The sequence below is a fragment of the Skermanella stibiiresistens SB22 genome, assembly GCF_000576635.1.
Lineage (GTDB): Bacteria > Pseudomonadota > Alphaproteobacteria > Azospirillales > Azospirillaceae > Skermanella > Skermanella stibiiresistens.
On sequence record NZ_AVFL01000053.1, the window covers coordinates 1 to 21,674 of the forward strand.

Sequence of the window (21,674 nt, forward strand, 5' to 3'; positions counted from 1 at the left end):
CGGCGGCTACGACAGAACCGGGGTGTACACCGCTCTGGACAAGCGCCATCCCGCTGCGGTGATCGTCGTCCCACCGCGTGCCGATGCCGGGCGTTGTCACGGGAACTTGGCCGGCGCGCAGAGGCCCTGAGCTTTTGGCAACTCTCACGCCGCAGCGGTCGCGACATTCCAGTCGGCCCTGGCCTGCGCCCGAAAGGTGCGCAGGGTGCGGCGGGAGATCAGATGGCGCTGGAGGTTGAAGGTGTTGTAGGTGGCGGCATGCATCGAGACGAAACGCTGGGCGGATCCCGGCGACTTGAAGCGCTGCATCCTGCATTCTCGTCGGCGGAGCGGCTGGTGAGAGACCTCGGCTTGGTTATTCTGGTAAGCCCCTTGTTCGTGGTCGGCGTTCAGGCCGATCTCCTTGAACGCAGCCCCGTAGGAGCGCAGCTTGTCAGTCGTCACCCGGGTCGGCGCGAAGCCGTGCTTCCGGAGCAGCTTGCGGATGAGCTTCGAAGCCGCAGCCTTGTTCCGCCGACGCTGGATCAGGACCTCCAGCACCTCGCCCTCATCATCGACCGACCGCCACAGGTACATCTGCCTGCCGCTGATCCGCACCACCATCTCATCGAGATGCCAGCGCGAGCTGGGCCTGCACCGCAGCTGCCGCAGGTTCCGTGCGATCACCGGGCCGAACTTGCCGACCCAGCGCCGGATCGTTTCGTAGGAGACATCCAGCCCCCGCTCGGCCAGCAACTCCTCAACATCCCGGTAGCTCAGCGTGAAGCGGAGATAAAGCCACACGGCATGCTGGATAATGGCGGGCGGAAACTGGTGACGGGCATACGAGATCGGCTGCATTCAGGCAGATTAACGTCGCCGCTCACGGAGCGCCACTGTTGCCGTGACAATGCCCCTCGCCCTCATCATCGACTGCCCGCCACAGGTACATCTGCCGTCCGTTGATGCGCACCACCATCTCATCGGGTACTGTCACGGGAACTTGGCCGGCGCGCAAAGACCCTAAATCACGGAACGTCGCCAGGCAGCAGCAGCCGCAGTGCTCCAATCGGCCCTGGCCTGGGCCCGGAAGGTACGCAGGGTGCGGCGGGAAATCAGGTGGCGCTGCACGTTGAAGGTGTTGTAAGTGGCGGCATGCATCGAGACGAAGCGCTGGGCGGAACCTGGCGATTTGAACCGCTGCATCTTGCGTTCTCGTCGGCGGAGGGGCTGGTGGGAAACCTCGGCCCGGTTGTTCTGGTAAGCCCCTTGTTCATGGTCGGCGCTCAGGCCGATTTCCTTGAAGGCAGCCCCGTAGGAGCGCAGCTTGTCGGTCGTCACCCGCGTGGGGGCGAAGCCGTGCTTCTTCAGCAGCTTGCGGATGAGCTTGCACGCGGCGGCCTTGTTCCGTCGGCTCTGGATCAGGACCTCCAGCACCTCGCCCTCATCATCGACCGCCCGCCACAGATACATCTGCCGTCCGTTGATGCGCACCACCATCTCATCGAGATGCCAGCGCGAGCTGGGCTTGCACCGCAACTGTCGCAGGTTCCGCGCGATCGCCGGACCGAACTTGCCGACCCAGCGCCGGACCGTTTCGTAGGAGACATCCAGTCCGCGCTCGACCAGCAGGTCCTCAACATCGCGGTAGCTCAGCGTGAAGCGGAGATAAAGCCACACCGCATGCTGGATGACGGCGGGCGGAAACTGGTGACGGGCATACGAGATCGGCTGCATCCAGGGAAATTATGGTCATCGCTGGCGGAGCGCCACCGTTCCTGTGACAATACCGTCGTGCGGCAATGCCCATTTAACCGCTCCTTCTTGGCTGTGGGACGATCGGCGTGGATGATCCTCAGCCCTTCGCTCCGACGCTTGATTTCAGGTGATCATCGTAGAGCGACGCTAGGTGTTCGACGGCCTGATCTACATATTCCGGCACGTCATACATGTCGTAGTGATCGGCGCCGCCTATTACGACGAAGTCGCGCCGGTTGCGGGCTCGCTCCCACAGCCCTTTTCCAGCCTCGTGGGAGAAGGTCGTGCCGAGCTTACCCCCGACGATCACCTGAAGGGGTTGGACCAGCAGTTCCTCGACGAGATGAAAGCCGTCGTATCCGAGTAGGAGCGCATCGCTGACGAACAGTCGCTTGTTGGTGCGGCGATCGTGGTGACCACGCGAAGTGGCATAGTAGTCTATGGCGTTGAGGAGGGTCGGATCCTCGATCCCAGCCTCCTTCGCTTCTGCCGGGCTGGGAAGCCATTCCTCGCGTTTTTCGGATTCGCCGCGCGCCTCGGCGGTCCGCTGCCGCGCGACGGCCGCCAGCATCTCGTCCACGGCGGAGGCCTTGGGCTGCATGCGTCGCCACGCCGCCCCGAGGTCGTTGGCGACGACGGTGCCGACCGCCTTGAAGCGGCGTTCAATGAGCGCCGCGTTGATCGCGTAGCCGCCGCCTGCACAGATGCCCAGGAGGCCGATCGCCTCCTCGTCGATGAAGGGCAGAGTCACCAGATGGTCTACCGCGCAGCGGATGTCTTCGACACGGACCGCCGGGTTCTCGGTATCGCGCGGCAATCCCTCGCTTTCCCCTTGAAAGGAGGGATCGAATACCAGCGTCACATACCCCTTAGCGGCCAGCTTTTCCGCGTAGGCGGCACCCGCCTGTTCCTTCACGCTGCTGCCAGGACCGACGACGACCACGGCCGGATGGCGCTCGTGCTCGGAGAAGCGATCCGGCAGGCGGAGGTGGCCAACGACTTCCCGGCCATCGTTCTTGAAGGTGACGCGCCGCTTCTCGATACTCATCCAGCCTCCTTGCGCCTGTCATGCGGTGGGTACGTCGAGGCTCAAGGGTGCCTTTCCGGCAGGGGTCTCGGTAGCGCTGTTTTCTGCCGTTCTGTGTCGCAATTTGTGCAACACGAAACAGGTGCTGTTCCCTGCTAAGCCGCCCACTGGGCATCGCGCAGCATGATCCCCCTGCAGAGGCCCTCGCAGCACGCGACCATCATTTCAGTCAACACCCGCACCTTGCGTGAGGAGTGGTTCCCGGGCGGCCGCACGACGTAAATGCCCAATGTTGGAGGCGGATACTGCTTCATCACCGGGACGAGAGCGCCGGACTCAAGATGCTCTATGATCAATTCCCTGGGCAGGCCTGCAAGTCCAATTCCGGCGAGAGCAGAAGCGACGAGAGCCACGGCGTTGTCGGCTTTGAAACGCCCGTGCGGCTTCAGAGTAATTACCTTGTCGCCATCTAGCGCCAGCCAAGTTTCCGTCCCTTGCATGACGACGTCATGCTTCTCAAACTCTTCCGGCGTTTCCGGAGCGCCATGACGTTCGATGTATTCAGGCGTCGCCACGTACAAGGCGGGCGTGTAACCAACCTTCCTGGCGAGCAGAGTTGAGTCGGTAAGATGGCCGATCCTGATGGCGCAATCGAACCCTTCGCCGATGAGATCGACGAAACGATCAGTGTAGCAGGCGCGAACCTGCAATTGCGGGTTTAGGCGTGCCATCGCCGCGATGACAGGTGCGAAGTGTGTCGGGCCGAACGTCAGTGGGGCGGCGATCCGGAAGCTTCCGCGGAGTTCGCCTGCGGGGAGGATCGTCTCCCGTGCAATGTCGATCTCCGCACAGATCTTTGCGGCGTGTTCACGAAACGTAATCCCGGCTTCGGTGAGGCCGGCGCCGCGGGTGGTTCGGGCCAGCAATTGAACGCCGAGGTCGGCCTCCAGCCTGGCAAGCCGCCGACTAACGATCGACTTGGAAACACTAAGGCGGAGCGCAGCCGCCGTGACACTGCCAGTGTCGGCCACCTCCACAAAAGTCCGCAGTTCCTCCATATCCATACGGCGTTCCCCGATGCGCAACACAGTTTGGCATGGTTTGATACTATCGTAGTTTTGAATGCAATGCAAAAGTGCCCTAAGCGGTGCTTCGCCGAGACGTCCCGCTCGATCTGCATTGGCGCAGCTACAAGAAGGGAATGCCCATGACCTTTCGCGATGGTCTCGACTCACTACTTCGTCCTGAGGACTCGGTGCTGGTCCTCATCGACCATCAACCATTTCAACTCAGCAACCTGAACAGCCACGATCCGCAGGTTGTCGTCAACAATACGACCGCGCTGGCGAAGGCGGCGAAGGTCTTTGGCGTTCCCACGATCCTAACCAGCGTGATCGAAGGGCGCGGAGGCCTCATCTTCAAGCATGTCACGGATGTGTTTCCAGATCAGAAGGTAATCGACCGCACGTTCATCAATACCTGGGAGGATAAAGCCGTCGTCGATGCGGTGACGGCTACTGGTCGCAAGCAACTGATCATAGCCGGTCTTTGGACAGAGGTCTGCGTCGCGATGCCAGCGATCCAGGCCGCAGGCGAAGGCTGGGATGTGACGGTGATTACCGACGCATCTGGGGGCACATCGGTGGAGGCCCACGCAGTCGCTATTCAGCGCATGATCGGGGCCGGCATCAACATGATGACCTGGCTGGCCCTCGCCGCCGAATGGCAGCGCGACTGGGCGCGCGTTGATACGGCTGGACCGCTGACGCAGATCCTGATCGATCACGCCGGCGGCAGCGGCATAGCCTACATGTGGGAACAGCAATTGCTGAACACGCCGGTGTCCGGCGAGCAACCGACAGGCGCCTGACCGGAGTGAGGGGCGGGGATCGGGATGTGCTCGTAGCGCAACCGGTGCCCGGTCCCCGCAGCGTTCAGCGACGATCTAAAGGCGCGGCTTGCTTCAGAGGAGCGCGACAATGTCGAATGATGGCTTTCCCGTCGGGCAAGAGATGGTTGTCGCCTACCCGGATTTCACCGTCCACCTGACGCTCCAGTCGACGACCGAGATGGCATTCGAGATCAGGGAGGGGTCCTTCGCCCACTCCGAGACGGTCGGTATCGAAGTCATGCCGCTGGGCAACGATCTCTTCGCGGTGAGCTGGCGGGAAGCCAGCGGCGCGACGGTCACGAACGTGCAGGACCATGACTGCGGCGTGATCCACTCCTTCATCACTCTGCCGAGCGGCGAGTTCCTGCGGATGCCCGGTCCGATCACGGTCACGCGCCCGGCGGATCGCGCGTCTGCCCAGCGGCCAGAGCGCAACAAGGCCCTGGTCCTCGAAGCGATGATCGCGCTGTTCCAGCGCCGCGACGCGTCGGCGGTCGAGCGGCTCTACGCCGCAGACTACGTCCAACACAACCCGCCCATCGGCCAGGGCCGCGACGAACTCGCTGCGATAGTCGCAGGTCTGTCTGGCGACGTCTGCTATGAACCCGGTATTGTCATCGCTGAAGGCGACGTCGTCGCGATCCATGACCGCATCAGCGGTTGGTCGCTCCTGCCGCAGATCGTGGTCGACCTGTTTCGAGTCGAGAACGGCCTGCTGGCCGAGCATTGGGACGTGCTGCAGGACGAGATCAAAGCGACACCGGGCGGCGTCACTATGTTCGATCCGGCGGAAGGAGCGCGCTGATGGAGATCGGCATCGACAGCTTCGCGGCCATTCTTCCGGATCCGGTCTCCGGCGCGCTGCCTTCGGCTACCGATCGCATGGCCACGCTCCTTGAGGAGGTCAAACTCGCCGACCGCGTTGGTCTCGACGTGTTCGGCGTCGGCGAGCACCATCGTGCCGAGTTTCTGGATTCCGCGCCTGCGATCATCCTTGCCGCAGCCGCGGCGCGGACCGAGCGGATCAGGCTGACGAGCGCGGTTACTGTCTTAAGCGCGGCGGACCCGGTGCGGGTGTTCCAGGAGTTCGCGACGCTGGACCTGATCTCAAAGGGTCGAGCCGAACTGGTCGTCGGCCGCGGGTCGTTCGGCGAGGCTTTCCCGCTCTTCGGGCTCGACACCGGTGCCTATGACGATCTCTTTGCCGAGAAGCTCGATCTGTTCATGCACCTGAATGAAACCACTCATCCCCGCTGGGAGGGGCGCTTTCGGCCGGCGCTGAACGGGCAAGGTGTCTTCCCGCGTCCGTATCAGTCGCGTCTGCCGGTCTGGATCGGCGTCGGTGGCACGCCGCAGTCGTTCGCGCGGGCCTGCGTTCTGGGGTTGCCGCTGATGGTCGCTATCATCGGCGGCAGCTTCGAGCGTTTCCGTCCTTTGATCGATCTCTACCGAGAGGCAGGCGCGCGAGCCGGGCACGACAGCGCCGACCTGGAAGTCGGCATCCACGCCACGGGCTTCGTCAGCGAGAGCGACGCGGCAGCACGCGACAGCTTCTTTCCGGGCTGGGTGCATCTGATGGCGACGGTCGGCCGCGAGCGCGGGTGGTCGCCGCCGACACGCGCCCAGTTCGACGACATGGCCGGACCTGCTGGCGCGTTCCTGGTGGGTGCTCCGAAGACGGTTGCGGCCAAGATGCAGCGGGCCAGTGAGGTCCTTGGAGGCCTGTCACGCGTCACCTTCCAGATGAGCACGGCATCGCAGGAACCCGCCGCAATGAAACGCTCGATCGAACTTCTCGGCATGGAAGTCGCGCCCGTCGCCCGAAAGATCGCTTGAACAGCTAAGCTGAGTTTTAGGAGAACCGCAATGGCATCCCGTGCACGACGACGCTGGTGTTCAGCCGCGATCACCGGTGCCGGCACTTGGCTTGGCCGTAAATTGGCAACGGCTTTTGCCACGAAGGATTGCATCGTTTTCGGGATGGCGAGTTCCCTCGCTGATGTCCAGGATCTCCGAAGACATGGACACCTATGCCGCCGATGTTGCGAAGCCGGCGCGCGTGCTCGACCTGAAAGAGGCGGTCCACGTTGGCCGTTCGACGGGTGGCGGCGAGGTGATCCGCTACGTCGCCCGCAGCGAACCTGGCGCCTGGGCATGATGGGTGGCGCTAAGGCGCACTACGACTGCGTCGCGGCCTTTTCTGAGACGGACTTCACCGACGACCTGCGAGCTGTCTCGGTGCCCGTACTACTCATGCACGGCGAAGATGACCAGGTGGTGCCGATCGGCACCTCCGCGCGCAATGCGATCGAGCTGCTGCCGAACGGCGCGTTGAAGACCTATCCCGGACTGTCCCACGGCATGTTCGCAACCCGCCCCGACGTCATCAACTCCGACCTGCTGGCGTTCATCAAGGGAGAACTGTCGGTATGAGCGAGGTCATAGACAATCCCGCCCAGCACCGGTTCGAGCTGGCGATCGACGGCAGCGAGGACGCCGGCGAGGCCTATTACCGGATCGAGGACAATAGGGTCGTTCTGACCCATACGATCGTCCCGCAAACCTTCTCGGGCCAGGGGATCGGTTCCCACCTGGCCCGGGGGGTGTTCGACGCAACTCGGGCGAGTGGGCGCAAGGCCGTTCTGCGTTGCCCGTTCATGGGCGCTTTCTACGCCCGCCACCATGAATATTCCGACATCGTGGTCGGCTAATTGCAGGTAAGGAGAGAACACATGATCGAGATGGTAATCGACCAGCGGCGCCGCGATCTCGGCGGTGGCTTCGAGATCGGGCGGGTGCTGCCCTATGCCAAGCGGCGCATGGTCGGGCCGTTCATATTTTTCGACCACATGGGTCCGATGAACATCGCCGCCGGCGCGGACCGCAGCTTGGATGTCCGTCCGCACCCGCACATCGGCCTGTCGACAGTGAGCTACCTGTTCTCCGGCTACATCATGCACCGCGACAGTCTGGGCTACGAGCAGGCGATCCGGCCGGAGGAGGTCAACTGGATGGTCGCCGGCCGCGGCATCACGCACAGCGAGCGGTTCGAGCACGCGCGGGCCCACGGCGATCGCCTTCATGGCATACAGGCGTGGGTGGCGCTGCCGGACGGCATGGAGGAAACCGCACCGTCCTTTTCGCATCATTCCGGCGACGATCTGCCGCAGTGGGCAGACGGCGGGGTGAAGGGCCATCTGATCGCCGGCACCGCCTATGGCCTAAACGCTGGCGCCAAGACGCACTCGCCGCTGTTCTACGCGCATCTCGACATGGCTCCGGGTGCTTCCTCCGAGATCCCGTCCGGCCACAGCGAGCGCGCGCTTTATGTCGCCGTTGGCGAGGTGGAGGTGGAGGGCCAACTCCATGGTGCAGGCAAGATGCTGGTCTTAGGGGAAGCGGTGTCGCGTGTGCGGGCGACAGCGCCGGCGACGGTGATGGTGCTTGGGGGCGAGCCATTGGGTGAGCGCCACATCTTCTGGAACTTCGTGTCGTCGTCTAGGGAGCGGCTGGAGCAGGCCGCGTCGGACTGGAAGGCTGGGCGCATGAAGCTGCCCGACGCCGACGATGCCGAGTTCATCCCGCTGCCTGACGGTCCTCCGCCGTCGGCGCCGGCGATGTCGTGACAGCCTGCTGGAGCGCTTGATGGCCGCCATGCGCACGCACGTGAGGGTCTCGGAGTCCGGAGAGAGCCCCTTTGCCGTCCATATCCACGCCGGGAGCCACGTGCTCGCCGGGGACGAGCCGGTGAGCGCCGGGGGCGGCGGACTGGGCCCCACCCCGTTCGAGCTGCTGTCGGCAGCGTTGGCAGAATGCACGGCCATGACCGTTCGATGGTTCGCTCGCGCGCGGGGATGGCCGGTCGAGCACATCGAGGTCGTGGTCGACCACAGGAAGAAATTGCTCGTCGGCCATTCCGATCCGGTCGACGTGTTTAACAAGACGCTTACGATCCTCAGCCCGGCATTGACCGTGGAACAGCGCGCGCGGCTCCACAAAGTGGCGGAAAAGTGTCCTGTCCACCGTGTTCTTCAAGGCATGCATCTCATCACGTCGCGAACGAGCGAAGAGAGCGACGAAACGATCACAGCGGCTGGAGATGAGGGGGCGCGAAGCGCTTCGTCCGCCTCAAACGTCCGATCGCCCTCCCTCAAATCCTCAAAACCAGGAGCGACCTAGTGCCACATCTTCCCACGCTTCCTGTGGTCGGCCGGTGGCGGGCCAGGCACTCGGACCGCCTGCAACTCTATTCGGTCAACACGCCGAACGGGGTGAAGGTGTCGATCATGCTGGAGGATATCGGCCTGCCATACGAAGCGCACCTGGTCGACTTCACCTCGGATCAGCAGAAGTCTCCCCAGTTCCTGTCGCTCAATCCCAACGGCAAGATCCCGGCTATCATTGATCCCGACAGTTCGGGGGTCGAGCCGCTGACGCTGTTCGAAAGCGGCGCGATCCTGCTCTACCTCGCCGACAAGACGGGTCGGCTCATCGGCGAAACAGCCGCCGATCGGTGGTATGCTACACAGTGGGTTATGTTCCAGATGGGTGGTGTCGGACCCATGATGGGCCAGTTGGGCTTCTTCAGCGTGTCGAACGGCAAAGACTGGGAGGACAAGCGCCCGCGCGATCGATACGCGAACGAAAGCCGGCGTCTCCTCCGGGTCATGAATCAGGCGTTGGCCGAGCGAAAATGGATGCTCGGGAAAAGCTATTCGATAGCCAATATTGCCCTATTCGGCTGGATCAGCGCTCTCATGGACTCCGGATTTGGCGAACAGATAGGTACCGTAGCCTCCGGTGCGAAAGTCGTGGAGTGCGGCGGGGCGGTAAAAGTGGGCCCCTTGGCCAATGGCGCGTTCTTCCGTCCCGCGCTTCTGGAGGTGTTCGACGATAGCCTAACCATTATTCACGAGGAAACCTTCGGGCCAGTGCTGACGATCCAGCGCTTCACCGATGAGGCCGAAGCGATCGGTCTCGCTAACGACAATGAATATGGTCTGGCGGCAAGCGTCTGGACACGCGAAGTCGACCGATCTTTGCGCGTTGCCCAGGCTATCGATGTCGGCTCGATCTGGGTTAACGATTGGGCGAAGATCTACGACAATACCGAGGAAGGCGGCTTCAAACAGTCCGGCCTTGGGCGCCTCAATGCCCTTGCAGCGTTGGAAGATTTCCAAGAGTACAAGCACATCGCCCTCAAGCCGGGCATCGCCCATAGCTGACGCTTCTCCGGTTGCTAGCCGACTGTTCGGTCAGATCTGGGTAACAATGCCAGGTCAGTTCTCAGCGAGAATCAACAAAGGAGCATATCATGTCTACCATCGCACGCACTCGTCGCAATGCCGCCGCCACCGTGGCGGTGACCTCACCCGCGTCGGAAGAATCGCCCTTGGCGGTACTGCAGAAAATCTTGTCCAACCCGACTGACCTGGACTTCGTCAAGCAATTAACCACCGAAAATTTTACCTACGTATCGTTAAACTACGACAACCCGGAACTGAAGCAGGTTATGCCTTGGGCGGGAACGACCGAAGGTACCGAAGGTCTGGTCCAGACCTTTATCGATGTGAACCGCTACTGGACAGTCAATGACTTTCAGATCCAGGACAGCTTCGAGAACGAGGGTGCTGCCGCGATCTTCGGCACCTTTACTTATACCTCAAGCACGCTGGGTAAGACCGTGACTTCGCCCTTTGCGGTTTTGGCACGCGGCGCAAACGGCAAACTGTCCTATGTACAGTTCATGGAAGATACCTTCGCCACCGTCCGCAGCTTCCGCGAAAGTGGCGAGTACCACATCAAGGCAAACCCGGACGGATCGGAAACCGACATCTGAGGCTTGTCTTTCGTGGGTGAAGGATCTTTACGGCTGGGAGGGCTCAAAGGCCACGGTGTCGGGCCGGAACGGCGCCCTGTCCGCGACCGAGCAGGGCTTCCTCGTGAGCACGACTGGCCCGGTGTCCGTCCGCCCGATCGACATTCCGACCGCTCCCGTGGTGGCGTTGTCTGCGACTTTGGTGCAGAAATGAGGGAGTGGTCGGATTTCGGCCTTTCGCGCCGAGGTCAAGGCGATCCGGCGGGAGACTGGCATGCCGAAGCCGGTCATGATGTTCAACACCTTGCAAGCGACCTTGGCCTCGGTCTTCTGTGTGGGCAGAGCCCGGGCATGAAGACCGCAGCTGATCACTTTCTCATACCGGAACATCGCGACCTCCGCCAACGAGAGTTTTCCGTAGTTGCCGCGCGCTGCCATCTCAGCCGGCCACGCTGCTCGATCAGCTGAATGTGTCGGTCGCGCTGGGTTAGGGCGGTTTCGGCCGGGGACTGCCGCGAGATTGGGGGAGCTGGACAGGATATGACCGGTCGGTGTGTTTCAGCGGCTGGGGAATAAGGATGGGGTGGGTTTTGCGTCTGGTGGAAACCGGGATCAATGGGTCGAGCCGAAGCGTTGACGTAATGGTGATCAACCGCCCCGATGATCTTGGCGACATCGCGGATCTGGGTTTGACCCTGGCGCAGGGCAAGCAGCTTACCGCTCTGGTCCAGCAGGCAATCGTCACAGCCCAGAGCCGGGACCATGCGACCCGACGGCCGGATTGTCGAACCTGCACCATCCCCTGCCAGGTCAAGGATTACCGCCCGCACCAGATCGCCACCGTGTTCGGTCAGGTTGTGCTCCGGTTACCCCACTTCCGCTGCGCCGGCTGCGGCGGCACGGAGGCTGGTGTCGATTGGCCGTCCCATTGCCGCTCGACGCCCGAGCTCGACCAGCTGCGGGCCCATTTGTCGTCGCCCATGCCCTACCGGATCGCCGCCGGCCCGCTTGAACATCTTCTGCCGGTTGATGCCGGGATCCATCGCGAGACCGTACGCCGGCGCACCTTGCGAGTTGGCGGGCAGCTGCGTGACGTAGCCCCAGCCGAGCCGGCCGCTCCAGCGGTGGCGATCACCCTGACCCTGGATTCGACTTTCATCCGGAGCTGTGAGGATGGCGAGCGGCATCTTGAATTTCGCCTTGGTAATGTCGAGACGTCGCACGGCGTCCGGCAGGTTTTCGCCGCGGTCGCAAAGACCGACACGTCGGTCGAAGCACTGATCCAGCGTGGCCTCAAGGAGGTTGGCCAGACCACCGACACCGAACCGACGGCGTTCACCGATGGCTGTTCAGGGCTGCGCTCGATCCTGGTCAATGCCGGCGTCACCGAGCCGCCGGGCCTCGACTGGTTCCACATCGCCATGCGGTTGCAGCATGCCGGGAAGACAGCCGGCAACCTGCCAATCGATACCTCGGAGCGGGAGAATGCCAGGGTGGCGATCGTCGCGGAAGTCGACCGCCTGCGCTGGAGGATCTGGAACGGCAAGGCCAAGGATGCCAAGGTCACCCTCGAGCGCATCCGCCAGGTCATGCCGGTTTTCCAAGGCAACGGCGATCGGAAATGCCATCCGTCGTCACGCCAGCTTTGGACGGCACTGCGCGAGATCGACCGCTATCTTTCCAGCCAAAGCGCTTGGCTGGTCAACTACGCCGAGCGTCATCGTGCCGGGTTGCCAGTTGGCACATCGGTCACCGAAGGTACGGCTAACTTCCTGGTCAACCACCGCATGAACAAATCTCAGCAGATGCGCTGGTCTCACCATGGTGCCGATCTCCTGCTCCAGGTCCGCTGTGCTGTCCTCAACGGCAAGTTCGGTCCCGGTGTCAGACAGCTGCTCGACGCCAATTCCGGCCCCGAAACGGCTATGGCGGCTTGACTCCCAATCACGCGGCAGTCCCTTTCGGCCGTGGCGCTCGGCACCGCAGTCGAGCGGGGTGGAATGATCACCGCGGCGTCGGGCGTGTGGCTGGCGACGGAACGGTAGACCGGCTCGCCATCGTATGAGCCATCAGCAAGCACTGCGGAGATCGGGCTGTCGATCTAATCGAGCAGCGGGCCGACCAGCGAGGCGTCGCCGTCATCCGTCGTGGTCAGTTCCGAGACGAAGATCTCGCATCTGTCCGGATCGACCACTAGGTGCAGCTTCCGCCAGCTCCGACGCGGCTTGCCGCCGTGTTTCTCGTGCAGCCAGTCGCCGGCGCCGAACACCTTCAGCCCCGTGCTGTCGATCACCACGTGGATCGGGCCGCTCGCCTTCCTCAGGGCGGTCGCGACACCCAGGTCGGCGCTGCGGTGCGAGAAGGTCGTATGATACGGCACCGGCAGATCCAGGCCAAGCAGGTCCATGATGGAACGCAGCATGCCTTCGGTCTGACGCCAGGGTCGACCAAACGCCAGCCTCAGCATCAACCCCGCTTCGATCGCAACGTCCGAATAGTCCCGTGGCCAGCCCCGCCGGCCAGTTGTTGCCGGTGCCCACGCGGCGATCGCCTCTGGTGTCACCCAGACCGTCAGGCTGCCACGCTGGCGCAATGCCGTGTCGTACTCCGCCCAGTTCTCGATTCTGTACCGGGCCTTCGGGATTTTGTGAGGGCGCGGTTCATTCGCCTTGTACGGCATCAGGGTCCTCGAGTTCAGCGGGCGGCCTCTATACCCAACCGCCTGCCGCAGCGACAGCCTCCCATGGCTATCTTTGCACCAAGGTCATGTCGAACCCGTCGGCGTGGCGCTTATCTTACGCGAGCGCGCCCGCGTCAGCGTTGAGGACGGCACCGGTGATCACGCTGGCGGCAGGACTCGCCAAGAACACCACAGCGTTGGCGATCTCGCGCGGCTCGGCGTAGCGCCCAAGCGACGTCATGCCCCGCTGGAAATCGGCGGCCTCGCCGTTTGCGGGATTCGCATCAGTGTCGGTCGACCCGGGCTGCACGAGATTGACGGTGATGCCGTTAGGTCCGAGCTCGCGCGACAAGCCGCGGGTGAAGGACGTTAGTGCTGCCTTGGAGACGGCGTATGCCGTCACGCCCGGGAACGGAACGCGCTCGCCCAGTCCGGAACCGATGGTGACGATGCGTCCGCCCGAGGGAAGGTGCGGGATGGCCGCCTTTGCGAACAGCATGGGAGCTCGCACGTTCACGTCCATCAGCTTCTGATATTCGCCGAGATCCAGTTCGGCGATCGGTCCGTAGTGCCCGATCGCCGCACTGTTGATGAGGATATCGAGGCCGCCAAGCGCAGCCACGGCCTCGCTAACGGCTCGGGCGATCGCCTCGGGATCGCCGCTGTCGGCCTGAATGGCGACAACGCGGCGTCCGGTTGCTTCGATGGAACTGGTCACCGCTTGGGCCTTCTCAGCCGAACTTTGATAGGTAAACGCCACGTCCGCGCCATTTTCCGCCAGCGCCAGTCCTATCGCGGCACCGATGCCGCGCGATCCGCCGGCGACGAGCGCGCGCTTTCCACTTAGATCGATCATTCTATTGTCCTTCCTTGGTTCAGGGAATCAAGCACGCCAAAAGGAGCACGGGGTCGCGACTGGATCCCAACATTGCACCGGACCTATTTTGGTGTTTGCATCTCCGCGAGCTTAGTGCCGGAAGCTGCCAAGCTGTGTTGCTGGAATAGGAACGCGGGGGCGGCTGCCTTGACCCGGACGATCCCACTCGCCTGGCCAACTTGGACTAGGGTCAAAACCCGGTTCCGTCAGGTTTCGCGCCAGTTTGCCGTCAGGCGGGGGATTAGGGTAGACGGGCTTTGGTGCGTAAATCAGGTTCGCACAGCCGGCCCGGGCAGGTTTATAGAGGCCACCCCGCTGCCGAGAGCCCGCATGCCGTACAAGCACAACGATCCGCGCCGTCACAAGATTCCAAAAGCCAAGTACCAAGTTTTGAATTGGCGGGAGTACGACCGAGCCCTGCAGCGGCGCGGCAGCCTGACGGTCTGGGTGACGCCCGAGGCGTTGGAAGCCTGGGCGCCAGCGGCGACCGGGCAACGTGGTCGACCGCCTGCTTACTCGGACATCGTCATCGAGACCGCGGCCATGTTGCGTCTGGTGATGGGCCAGCCGTGGCGCCAGACCGAGGGGCTGCTGCGCTCCATCATCGAACTGCTCGGCCTGGACCTGCCGGTGCCGGACCATACTACGCTGGCTCGGCGCAGCGCTCGCCTGCCGCTGACGACCGCCCTGACGAAGCCGAAGGGATCCTTGGATGTGGTGATCGACTCCAGCGGCTTGAAGATCTTCGGTGTGGGCGAGTGGCGGCATGAGAAACATGGCGGAAAGCCACGCCGGAGCTGGCGCCGGCTGCACCTTGCCATCGATCCGGACAACGGTGACATCCTGGCCGCCGAGCTGACCACCACGGACGAGGGCGATGCCTCCCAGGTCGGCCCGTTGCTCGATCAGATCGACGGCCCGGTCTCCGCTGTCTTCGCTGACGGAGCGTATGACGGCGATCCCACCTACCGGACTGTGATCGAGCGTCATCCCGACGCCGCGGTGGTCATCCCACCCAGATCAACTGCGGTCCGGAGCGACACGGCAGAGACCGACCCCACTCAGCGCGACCGGCACATCCAGGTGCTTGCCGAGAAAGGCCGGATGGGCTGGCAGGCCGCGACTGGCTACGGCAAGCGCGCGCTCGTGGAAACCGCTTTCCACAGGTACAAGGTCTTGGTCGGCCGGAGCCTCCGCGCCCGGACTCTGTCCGCCCAGAGAGTCGAGGCCAGGGTCGCCCGCGCCGCGATCAACCGCATGACCAGCCTCGGCATGCCGGCCTCCCGGAAGGTCGCCTGAGATCCAGAACATGGGGGAAGTCTGGTCCCAACGCGATTTATGCACCACAGCCGCCCAGCAACGCTCCGCTTCGGCGATGCGACGTGAAGGGTTCGATGTTCGGCGAAGATGCGGTCAGGCCACGAGACCGCGCGAGGTTTCCCTCACCCTGAGCGTCGCGGCCTCGGTCTCGCGGGTGGTGGCGGCCATCTCACCCAAGGTCCGACTGATCCCCTCCACGCCCATCGACGCCGATTGCATATTGGCGGACATGTCGCGGGTGACGGTGCTCTGCTCCTCCGCGGCGGCGGCGATCATGGAGGATATCTCGTTGACCTTCCTGATGGTCTCGCCGATGGAGGTGATGGTATCGGCGGCCTGGTTGGTCGCCCTCCGCACCTGGTCGATCTGCGAAGAGATTTCCCCAGTGGCCCTGGCGGTCTGGCTGGCCAACGCCTTGACCTCCCCCGCGACGACGGCGAAGCCCTTGCCGGCGTCTCCCGCGCGCGCCGCCTCGATCGTCGCGTTCAGCGCCAGCAGGTTGGTCTGGTTGGCGATGGTGTTGATCAGCTCCACCACCGACCCGATGCGCTGGGCGGCCCCGACCAGGTCCATGACGACCGAACTGGTGCGCTCGGCCTCGTCCATCGCCTCGAACGAGATGCGCGACGCGTTGGCGGTCTGGGAGCTGATCTCCGATACCGAGGCCGCCAACTGCTCCGCGCCGGCGGCGACCGCGTGGACGTTGGCCGTGGTCCGGTTGGCCGTGTCGACGCCGACCTCGGCGCGCGCGCTCGCGGCGGAGATCGTCTCCGCGATCCGGTTCAATTCCGTGTCCACCTCGAGCCCCACCTCGGCGCGCCGCATCCGGTCCTGGGTTTGGCGCGTGACGTCGGTCGCGAACTTCACGACCTTGTACAATCGGCCACTCGGGTCGAGCACGGGATTGTAGGTCGCCTGGATCCAGACCTCCCTGCCGCCCTTACCGAGACGCCTGTACTCGGCCACTTGGAATTCCCCGCGCCTGAGCCCCTCCCAAAAACGGCGATACCCGGCGCCATCCCGCTCGGACGGGTCCACGAACATGGAGTGGTGACGTCCCTGGATCTCGCCGAGCGTGTATCCCATGACAGCGAGGAAGTTCGGGTTGGCGGTGAGGACGTTGCCCTCCAGATCGAACTGGATGACCGCCTGGGACTTGTCGATGGCGTTGATCTGCCCCTCGAAGTCGGCCGTCTGGACCTTGCGGCCCGTGATGTCGGTGGCGAACTTGACGACCTTGTACGGCTCGCCCCGGGAGTCGAGGATGGGATTGTAGGTGGCCTGGATCCAGACCTCCCTGCCACCCTTGCCGACCCGCCTGTATTCGGCGGACTGGAACTCACCCCGCCGGAGCCGTTCCCAGAAGGCGCGGTAATCGTTCCCATCGCGTTCGGTGGGTTCGACGAACATGGAATGGTGCCGCCCCCGCACCTCCTCAAGATCATATCCCAAGGCTGTCAGGAAGTTCGGATTGGCCGTCAGTATAGTGCCATCCATCTTGAACTCGATGACCGCCTGCGAGGCGTCGAGCGCCCTTATCTTCGCCTTCAACTCATGGATCTTGTTGGAAAACAACCAGTTTGACATTCCCCCGCCCACCACCGACATGATTGAACCGCTAGACCAGCCATGATCATGGGCAATAATTCTTTAGAATTTGTTGGTGGCAACCTAACTCTCGCGATGGTTGGTCAGTGATTGCGGCGCGTTGCGGAGATATGCGGGATCGCGTAAGGGATGACCTCTTTTTCGTTGCTCCGGACCCCGCCTTCATGCCGCATAAAGCCAGCGCCGCCCGCCGCCGCCATATTCCGCAGCCGAAGCTGTGCGTGACGAACTGGGCAGCGTATAACGAGGCGCCGCGGCTGCGGGGCAGTCTGACCGTCTGGTTTAAGGACGACGCCATCGCAGCCTGGAAAGCCGCGCCGCGGATGACGCGTTGCGGTCAGCCGCACTACTGGGACCTCGCGACACACTAAAGAACGAAGAACCATTAATCGGTCTCATTTCTGACCCATACTGGCAAGTAAGAGCGCAGCAGACTTCAAATCAGGTGTGTGTAAGTCTTCCGCGAAATAAGCTACCCGAAGCTCGAGAACTGCCCGGGCGCGATCCCGTTCACCTCGATCGTCCAAAACCGCTGCCAAATCCGTCGCGGTGCGTAGCTCCCACGTCCGCGCGCCCTGAATCCGGCTGATGTCGATCGACTGCGTGAGACAGGCTTCGATCCCTTCGTCACTTGGCTTTTTCGCGCCGAGAATGCCGGCCTTTATACGCAGTGCCTCGGGCATGTAGCAGAGATCTTCGTTCGCCTCGACCGACACGATCGTGTCGTTGATCAGTGCGAGAGCCTCTGTAAGCCGTCCTGTGGAGACAAGGCATTGAACCAGAGTAATATTGAGCGGGGTCGTGAGCAGTTCGTAAGGAGCTGCGTGAAGTTCCTGCAAGCATCGCTGCAAGATATTTATGCCGCGTTCCGCGTCACCGCGGCGAAACGCCAGTTCTCCCCTAAAGCCTCGCGCCAGCGTAAGGTACGGTCCGAGAGAATGTGGCTCGGCACACGACAGAAGACGGTCTATGTGGTGATCGGCGCGGTCGAGATCTCCTTGCCATAGGAACAACGAAACGGCCCAGACCAGGGCAATCGACAGCGTCAAGGGATGCTTCAGGATCTCGGCGTCCTTGATTGTCAGCAGCGCGCGTTCCGTCGCCTGATCCGGTTGACCTTGCAACCACAGCGTCCTTGCAAGGATCGCGCCGGCGAGGATCCTGCCGTCGAAACCCAGATAGTCGGTCGTGGTCCGGCCAGAATGCGGGCCGTATCGCAAGGCCGCCTCGAGAGCGGTTCGTGCACGATCCAGTTCTCCGTGCAGGTGAAGCGATATTCCCATCAACGAATATACCAGCGTCGTGGAGGCGGAGTCTTCCAGCGCGCCGGCAATCATGGAGCAATGCTCCGCGCAGTGCAGCGCGGTTCGAAAATTTCCGGTTCGCAGGTGGAACATCTGCAATGGTCCAAGAACCTGAATCTGCTCGAGCGCGTTGCCGCGCTTCTTGGCGATCGTGAAGCTTCTGTCCAGCGCCATCAGCGCGGCGTCCCTTCCACCACGGGTGAACATCAGCGATACCCCCAGTGCCGACTGAAGGTGCATCTCCTCGCGCTCGCCTGGCATGGCGTCACCGAGCGCAAGAATTGCCCGTTCCGTCCAGCGATGACATTCGGTCAGCAGGGACATCGACAGGAACACGGGTGCCGCGGCGACGGCAATTCGGATGCCAAGCCGGGCATCCCCGTCGGGTCCGAAACACCATTCCAGTGCCTCACGCGCGTTGGCCAAGCCCGCCAGGTGGAGTGAACGCTGCGCAGCACTGGACAGTGTCGGCCACTCGTTTCCTGTCTCCTCCAGCCAGTGCAGGCAGTATCCGGCATGGCGGCCCGCAAGGTCCGCCAAGTAGGCATCCGGGACGTCGTACTGGAGGGCATAGGCGCGCGTCGTGTCGAGCAGCCGGTAGCGCATCATCGCGCCGGCCGGCCGTGCCGCGACCATCGATTTCGCCACGAGACTGGCAATCGCCTCGAATACAAGCGCCTCGTCGACGGTGGTGCTGGTTACGATCGCCAGCGCGGCCTCCATCGAAAAATGATCGACGAATATGGCAAGGCGTCTTAGCACCAGACGTTCGAACTCGGAGAGCAACCCGAAGCTCCAGTCCAAGGTGGCCTGAAGGGTCTTCTGGCGCGGCGACGCCGTGCGCGGACCTGGCCACAGCAGACTGAGGCGTTGGTCGAGAAGGGTGGCGGTCTGGTGCAGGCCGTAGCTCGCGACGCGTCCGGCCGCCAACTCGATTGCAAGTGGCAAGCCGTCAAGCTTCCGGCAGATGTTGGACAGGACCGCGACCTGCGCGTCGTTGAGGTCCAGGCGAGCGCCACCCGCCTCCACGCGCTCCACGAAAAGCTGGATCGCGGGGAATTCACGCGCGACTGCTATGGTGGGTTCCAGATCGTCCGGTGGGTATGCCAATGGCGCCAGATTGTAGATGTGCTCGCCCTCGACGAGGAGAGGCTCGCGGCTCGTCGCCAGCAAATGAACCTGCGGTGCTGCGGCGAACAGGCGCGCCGCCAAGTCCGCCGCCGCCTCGATCACATGTTCGCAGGTATCGAGGATCAGGAGGGTTCTCGTGTTCGCCAAGTATGCGATCAAACCGCGCACCGGGTCGTCCGACGGGAACGATACCCCTAAGAGCGATGCGACGGTCGGCGCTACCAGGTCGGGATCGCTCAGCGCACCGAGATCGCAGAAATGCACGGCGCCGGAGAACGCTTGAATTTCGTGCTGCCCGGCCGCGACCGCGACGGTGGTCTTGCCGACTCCACCCGTGCCCACGATCGTCACGAAGCGTTTGGCCGAGAGCATCATCGACAGCGCCTCGCAGTCCTGCTTTCGACCGATCATTCGGGAAAGGCGGCCAGGGAGGTTGGCCTGAGGAAAGAAGGCCGGTACCTCCGCCTGGATCTGAGTCGGGATGGCTTTCTGGGAGACTGGTGCCACGAAGCAGTAGCCGCGTCCGGTCAAGGTCGTTATGTAGCGCGCTCCATTCACGCTATCGCCCAACGCCTTTCTCAGGTTGGCGATATGGAAACGCAGACTGCTTTCCTCCACCGTGACGTCGGGCCAGACGAGATCCAGCAGGGCTTTCTTGCTGACAACCTGCTTGGGTCGGGCAGCCAGGTTGGCGAGGATGTCGAAAGCGCGTGCACTGAGTTTCACGCGTTCGCCGTCCCGCAACAGCAGCCTTTCGTCCACGATCAAGGTGAAGGGACCAAACGCGATAGTCTCGCTCACGGGCCGGATCATGCGGTCTTCTTGCTCCCAAACAAGTTTCGTTCGGCCTCGTCCTCAACTGACACCGCTGACGAACGCTCACAACCCATAACAACGCCTAACGGGTGCGTCCGGCGACCTCGTGTTACCTGTCGATGCAGCAAAAGCATTTGTCTGTCGAACGCAGGAGATTCAACATGCCTAAACCGTCGTTTTCGCTAACGCGGCGCGATCTGATAGCGGGAGCGGCAGCCGTTGGCTCGGTCAGCCTGCTTCCGGTTGGCGTTCTGGCCGGCGGGGCGGGCGGCGGAGCGGTGGGTGCGATCCGTCCTTTCCAGGTCAACGTCCCCGATGACGCGCTCGTGGACCTGCGCCGGCGTCTCAAGGCGACGCGCTGGCCCAACATGGAAACCGTCCGGGACAGGTCGCAAGGCGTTCGACTGCAGGAACTGCGTGAACTCGTTCGCACCTGGATGACCGACTACGACTGGCGAAAGGTCGAGGCGCAGTTGAATGCGCTGCCGATGTTCGTCACCGAGATCGATGGCCTCGACATCCACTTCATCCATATCCGGTCGCCTCATCAAGTAGCCATGCCCATGATCATGACCCATGGCTGGCCCGGCTCGATCCTCGAGTTCCTCAAGGTTCTTGGTCCCCTGGCCGATCCGACCGCGCATGGCGGCAAGGCGGAAGATGCGTTTCACCTCGTCGTTCCCTCGATCCCAGGTTTCGGCTTCTCGGGGAAACCGGAAAAGACCGGGTGGGGTTCGGACCACATCGGCCGTGCCTGGGCCGACCTCATGCGCCGTCTGGGATATGTCCGCTATGTCTCCCAGGGCGGTGACTGCGGTTCCGTCATCTCCCATCGGATGGCGTTGCAGAAGGTGCCGGGTCTCGCTGGGATCCATGTCAACATGCCGGGGACTGTTCCCAAAGAGATCGCCGCCATCCTCACCGCCGGCGGACCAGCGCCGGATGGCCTGAGGAACGATGAAAAACGCGCTTTCGATGCGCTGGCCGCCTTCTACCGGGACAATTCCGGCTATGCCAACATGATGGTCACGCGGCCACAGACGATCGGCTATTCACTGGTCGACTCGCCGGTCGGGCTCGCTGCCTGGGCCTATGAGAAGATTGCCGAGTGGACGTACAGCGACGGCAATCCCGAAAAGGTCCTGACGAGGGAAGAGATCCTCGACGACATCTCGCTCTACTGGCTGACGGCGTCCGGCACATCCGCGGCACAGATCTATTGGGAAGACCATTCGAACAACTTCAACGCCGTGGACATTGCGGACGTGCCCGTCGCGGTCACCGTTTTCCCGGGCGAGATCTACCGTGCGCCGCGCAGGTGGGCCGAACGTTGCTATCGAAACCTCATCTACTTCAGCGAAGCCGACCAGGGTGGTCACTTCGCGGCCTGGGAACAGCCACAGCTATTTGTCCAGGAAGTCCGCGCCGCATTCAGGTCGCTGCGCTGATCGGCCAACGGCATGAC

22 protein-coding genes and 1 pseudogene are annotated in these 21,674 nt (G+C 63.0%); 14 read left to right on the plus strand and 9 right to left on the minus strand.

The features are described from left to right. Positions 1–144 precede the first annotated feature (144 nt). The 4 genes from N825_RS33525 to N825_RS33540 form a co-directional block, all read right to left on the minus strand. On the minus strand, positions 145–840 hold the full coding sequence (locus N825_RS33525) for an IS6 family transposase (RefSeq protein ID WP_037461294.1): 696 nt from the start codon (positions 838–840) through the stop codon (positions 145–147). Positions 841–1,002: 162 nt separating this feature from the next. Continuing rightward, positions 1,003–1,716, minus strand: coding sequence for an IS6 family transposase (locus tag N825_RS33530; RefSeq protein WP_037461296.1), 714 nt, complete (start codon positions 1,714–1,716; stop codon positions 1,003–1,005). A gap of 118 nt (positions 1,717–1,834) precedes the next feature. After that, positions 1,835–2,785, minus strand: coding sequence for an alpha/beta hydrolase (locus N825_RS33535; protein ID WP_037461298.1), 951 nt, complete (start codon positions 2,783–2,785; stop codon positions 1,835–1,837). Positions 2,786–2,919: 134 nt separating this feature from the next. Next, positions 2,920–3,828, minus strand: coding sequence for a LysR family transcriptional regulator (locus tag N825_RS33540; RefSeq protein ID WP_037461328.1), 909 nt, complete (start codon positions 3,826–3,828; stop codon positions 2,920–2,922). A 143-nt stretch (positions 3,829–3,971) separates the two neighbouring features. On the opposite strand from N825_RS33540, the gene N825_RS33545 reads away from it, so the two are divergent. The 10 genes from N825_RS33545 (at position 3,972) to N825_RS33585 (ending at position 10,494) form a co-directional block, all read left to right on the plus strand. Then, entirely contained in the window at positions 3,972–4,634 is a 663-nt protein-coding gene (locus N825_RS33545; protein ID WP_037461329.1) for a hydrolase, read from the plus strand. Positions 4,635–4,743: 109 nt separating this feature from the next. Then, positions 4,744–5,460 carry a nuclear transport factor 2 family protein gene (locus tag N825_RS40020; RefSeq protein ID WP_198039038.1) on the plus strand — a complete coding sequence of 239 codons (717 nt, stop codon included), beginning with the start codon at positions 4,744–4,746 and terminating at the stop codon, positions 5,458–5,460. After that, complete coding sequence (locus N825_RS33555; protein WP_037461300.1) at positions 5,460–6,491, plus strand: Atu2307/SP_0267 family LLM class monooxygenase; 1,032 nt, start codon at positions 5,460–5,462, stop codon at positions 6,489–6,491. The genes N825_RS40020 and N825_RS33555 overlap by 1 nt, the downstream gene beginning before the upstream one ends. Before the next feature lie 163 nt (positions 6,492–6,654). Then, positions 6,655–6,813, plus strand: a complete 159-nt coding sequence (locus N825_RS40630) for a hypothetical protein (RefSeq protein ID WP_245613310.1) — start codon at positions 6,655–6,657, stop codon at positions 6,811–6,813. Further along, complete coding sequence (locus N825_RS40635) at positions 6,810–7,088, plus strand: alpha/beta fold hydrolase (protein ID WP_051513976.1); 279 nt, start codon at positions 6,810–6,812, stop codon at positions 7,086–7,088. The genes N825_RS40630 and N825_RS40635 overlap by 4 nt, the downstream gene beginning before the upstream one ends. Then, complete coding sequence (locus tag N825_RS33565) at positions 7,085–7,366, plus strand: GNAT family N-acetyltransferase (RefSeq protein ID WP_037461301.1); 282 nt, start codon at positions 7,085–7,087, stop codon at positions 7,364–7,366. Before N825_RS40635 ends, N825_RS33565 begins: the two co-directional genes overlap by 4 nt. A gap of 21 nt (positions 7,367–7,387) precedes the next feature. Beyond that, on the plus strand, positions 7,388–8,281 hold the full coding sequence (locus tag N825_RS33570) for a pirin family protein (RefSeq protein WP_037461303.1): 894 nt from the start codon (positions 7,388–7,390) through the stop codon (positions 8,279–8,281). Positions 8,282–8,300: 19 nt separating this feature from the next. Continuing rightward, complete coding sequence (locus N825_RS33575) at positions 8,301–8,834, plus strand: OsmC family protein (protein ID WP_084165311.1); 534 nt, start codon at positions 8,301–8,303, stop codon at positions 8,832–8,834. Continuing rightward, the gene (locus N825_RS37615) at positions 8,834–9,880 is read left to right on the plus strand and encodes an aldehyde dehydrogenase family protein (protein ID WP_084165312.1); all 1,047 of its coding nucleotides are present in this window, start codon (positions 8,834–8,836) and stop codon (positions 9,878–9,880) included. The genes N825_RS33575 and N825_RS37615 overlap by 1 nt, the downstream gene beginning before the upstream one ends. A gap of 89 nt (positions 9,881–9,969) precedes the next feature. Continuing rightward, entirely contained in the window at positions 9,970–10,494 is a 525-nt protein-coding gene (locus N825_RS33585) for a nuclear transport factor 2 family protein (protein WP_198039039.1), read from the plus strand. Between the two features lie 27 nt (positions 10,495–10,521). Here N825_RS33585 and N825_RS37340 read toward each other — a convergent pair whose 3' ends face one another. After that, positions 10,522–10,863, minus strand: a complete 342-nt coding sequence (locus tag N825_RS37340) for a hypothetical protein (protein ID WP_157619726.1) — start codon at positions 10,861–10,863, stop codon at positions 10,522–10,524. A gap of 209 nt (positions 10,864–11,072) precedes the next feature. Here N825_RS37340 and N825_RS33595 point away from each other — a divergent pair, with 209 nt between their 5' ends. Beyond that, positions 11,073–12,410 carry an ISKra4 family transposase gene (locus N825_RS33595; RefSeq protein ID WP_245613313.1) on the plus strand — a complete coding sequence of 446 codons (1,338 nt, stop codon included), beginning with the start codon at positions 11,073–11,075 and terminating at the stop codon, positions 12,408–12,410. 23 nt (positions 12,411–12,433) lie between these two features. On the opposite strand, the pseudogene N825_RS38360 reads toward N825_RS33595, so the two are convergent. Both N825_RS38360 and N825_RS33605 read right to left on the minus strand, forming a co-directional pair. Then, positions 12,434–13,153 (minus strand): annotated as a pseudogene (locus N825_RS38360) (IS5 family transposase); the annotation flags it as partial. A gap of 115 nt (positions 13,154–13,268) precedes the next feature. Further along, positions 13,269–14,009: an SDR family NAD(P)-dependent oxidoreductase gene (locus N825_RS33605; RefSeq protein ID WP_037461306.1), complete on the minus strand. Its 741-nt coding sequence runs from the start codon at positions 14,007–14,009 to the stop codon at positions 13,269–13,271. Positions 14,010–14,360: 351 nt separating this feature from the next. On the opposite strand from N825_RS33605, the gene N825_RS33610 reads away from it, so the two are divergent. Continuing rightward, positions 14,361–15,329 (plus strand): IS5 family transposase, encoded by a 969-nt coding sequence (locus N825_RS33610; protein WP_037461308.1) that lies wholly within the window; start codon positions 14,361–14,363, stop codon positions 15,327–15,329. Between the two features lie 114 nt (positions 15,330–15,443). Here the strand turns inward: N825_RS33610 and N825_RS33615 are convergent, their stop codons facing one another. Further along, positions 15,444–16,937 (minus strand): methyl-accepting chemotaxis protein, encoded by a 1,494-nt coding sequence (locus N825_RS33615; protein ID WP_037461311.1) that lies wholly within the window; start codon positions 16,935–16,937, stop codon positions 15,444–15,446. Between the two features lie 185 nt (positions 16,938–17,122). Between N825_RS33615 and N825_RS33620 the strand changes: the two genes are divergently transcribed. Continuing rightward, on the plus strand, positions 17,123–17,329 hold the full coding sequence (locus N825_RS33620) for a transposase (protein WP_037461336.1): 207 nt from the start codon (positions 17,123–17,125) through the stop codon (positions 17,327–17,329). Positions 17,330–17,353: 24 nt separating this feature from the next. Here the strand turns inward: N825_RS33620 and N825_RS33625 are convergent, their stop codons facing one another. Further along, positions 17,354–20,206, minus strand: coding sequence for an ATP-binding protein (locus N825_RS33625; protein ID WP_037461313.1), 2,853 nt, complete (start codon positions 20,204–20,206; stop codon positions 17,354–17,356). 164 nt (positions 20,207–20,370) lie between these two features. Here N825_RS33625 and N825_RS33630 point away from each other — a divergent pair, with 164 nt between their 5' ends. After that, entirely contained in the window at positions 20,371–21,657 is a 1,287-nt protein-coding gene (locus N825_RS33630) for an epoxide hydrolase family protein (protein WP_037461315.1), read from the plus strand. Positions 21,658–21,674 lie beyond the last annotated feature (17 nt).